This is a genomic window from Agromyces humi, assembly GCF_009720255.1.
Taxonomy (GTDB): Bacteria; Actinomycetota; Actinomycetes; order Actinomycetales; family Microbacteriaceae; genus Agromyces; species Agromyces humi.
On the sequence record NZ_WJSP02000510.1, the window covers coordinates 1 to 2,175 of the forward strand.

Annotated in this window: 3 protein-coding genes; all 3 read left to right on the forward strand. The window is 72.9% G+C overall.

Translation table 11 applies throughout. The features are described 5' to 3' along the window. Positions 1–608: 4-carboxymuconolactone decarboxylase (gene pcaC / locus GH736_RS25665; RefSeq protein WP_159606957.1), on the forward strand; the 608-nt coding region annotated here is incomplete at its 5' end. A 14-nt stretch (positions 609–622) separates the two neighbouring features. Continuing rightward, positions 623–1,468 (forward strand): CoA transferase subunit A, encoded by an 846-nt coding sequence (locus GH736_RS21575; RefSeq protein WP_159606959.1) that lies wholly within the window; start codon positions 623–625, stop codon positions 1,466–1,468. Further along, positions 1,468–2,121 (forward strand): CoA transferase subunit B, encoded by a 654-nt coding sequence (locus tag GH736_RS21580; protein WP_159606960.1) that lies wholly within the window; start codon positions 1,468–1,470, stop codon positions 2,119–2,121. Before GH736_RS21575 ends, GH736_RS21580 begins: the two co-directional genes overlap by 1 nt. Positions 2,122–2,175: the final 54 nt, after the last annotated feature.

Consider the following 2,175-nt stretch of genomic DNA (forward strand, 5'->3'; position numbering starts at 1 on the left):
TCGCGGCGCTCACCGCGCCGACGCTCGCGATCAGCGGGGAGCACGACGCGGTGACGACCCCGGCCTCGATGCAGGACCTCGCCGACGACATCCCCGGCGCGCGGCACGTCGCCCTCGACGGCGCGTCGCACCTCGCCGTGCTCGAGGAGCCCGCGAGCGCCGCCGAGCTCATCGCCGAGCACCTCGACGCCGTCGAGCGGGCGGACGCGGCATCCGTCACCCGTGACCGAGGCATGCGCGTGCGCCGCGCGGTGCTCGGCGACGCGCACGTCGACCGCGCCATCGCGACCACGACCCCGGAGACGGCGGCGTTCCAGGACTTCGCGACCCGCACCGCCTGGGGCGACATCTGGGCGCGGCCCGGGCTCTCCCGCCGGGAGCGGTCGATCGCCACGCTGGCCAGCCTCACGACCGGCGGCCACGGAAACGAGATCGCGATGCACGTGCGCGCCGCCGTGCGCAACGGACTGACGCGCGACGAGATCGCCGAGGTGCTGCTCCACACCGCGCTCTACGCCGGCCTGCCCGCGTCGAACGAGGCCCTCGCGATCATGCGCGACGTGTTCGCCGAGCAGGACGCCACGACCACCCCCGAGACGAACGACTGAACACCGGAGCATCCATGGACAAGACCTCAGCGACCGCCGACGAGGCCGTCGCCGACATCCCCTCTGGGGCGTCGCTCGCCGTCGGCGGCTTCGGCCTGTCGGGCGTGCCGATCACCATCATCCGGGCGCTGCTCGCCCGCGGCGTTGGCGACCTCGAGGTCGTCTCGAACAACTGCGGCGTCGACGGGTGGGGGCTCGGCGAACTGCTGGCGGCCGGACGCATCCGCAAGGTCATCGCCAGCTACATCGGCGAGAACCGGGAGTTCGCCCGGCAGTACCTCTCGGGCGAGGTGGAGGTCGAGCTGACCCCGCAGGGCACGCTGGCCGAGCGCCTGCGCGCCGGTGGGGTCGGCATCCCGGCGTTCTACACGGCGACGGGCGCCGGCACGGCCGTCTCCGAGGGCGGGATGCCGCTGCGCTACGCCCCCGACGGCAGCGTCGCGCTCACCAGTGCGCCGAAGGAGCTGCGCCCGTTCGACACGTTCGGCGCCCCCCGCGAGTACGTGCTCGAGCAGGCGATCCGCGCCGACTACGGGCTCGTGCGCGCCGCCGTGGGCGACCGGCACGGCAACCTGCGGTTCGAGAAGTCGGCGCGGAACTTCAACCCGCTCGCCGGCATGGCGGGCCGCATCACCATCGCAGAGGTCGACGAGCTCGTCGAGCCGGGCGTGCTCGGTCCCGACGACATCCACCTGCCCGGCATCTACGTCGACCGGGTGATCGTGCTCACGGCCGAGCAGTCCGCCGACCTGCCGATCGAGAAGGTCACCGTGCGGCCCCGGCCCGCGGCATCCGGAACCGCCACCGACCAGGCCGCCACCGACCAAGCCGCCACCGACCAGGCCGAGGAGGCCCGCTGATGCCACTCACCCGCGACGAGATGGCCGCCCGCGCCGCCCGCGAGCTCGAGGACGGCACCTACGTGAACCTCGGCATCGGCCTGCCCACGCTCATCCCGAACCACCTGCCCGAGGGCGTCGAGGTGGTGCTGCACTCCGAGAACGGCATCCTCGGCGTCGGCCCCTACCCGTGGGAGGGCGAGGAGGACCCCAAGCTCATCAATGCCGGCAAGGAGACCGTGACGGTGCTGCCCGGCGCCGCCTACTTCGACTCGGCGGCGAGCTTCGGCATGATCCGCGGCGGACGCATCACGACCGCGGTGCTCGGGGCCATGCAGGTCTCGATGCACGGCGACATCGCCAACTGGGCCGTGCCCGGCAAGATGGTGAAGGGCATGGGCGGCGCGATGGACCTCGTCAACGGCGCCGAGCACGTCATCGTGGTCATGGAGCACGTCGCGAAGGACGGCTCGGCGAAGATCGTCCAGCAGTGCACACTGCCGCTCACCGGAAGGGCCTGCGTCGACCGCATCATCACCGACCTGGCCGTGTTCGACGTGACCGCCGACGGGCTCGCGCTCGTCGAGCTGGCGCCCGACGTGACGATCGAGCAGGTGACGGATGCCACGGGCGCGCCGTTCTCCGTGTCGCCGACGCTCGGCGCGGCCGCCTGATGGCCGAGCTGCGCGAGGTCGTCGTGTGCGCGCCGCTGCGCACGCCGGTCGGAC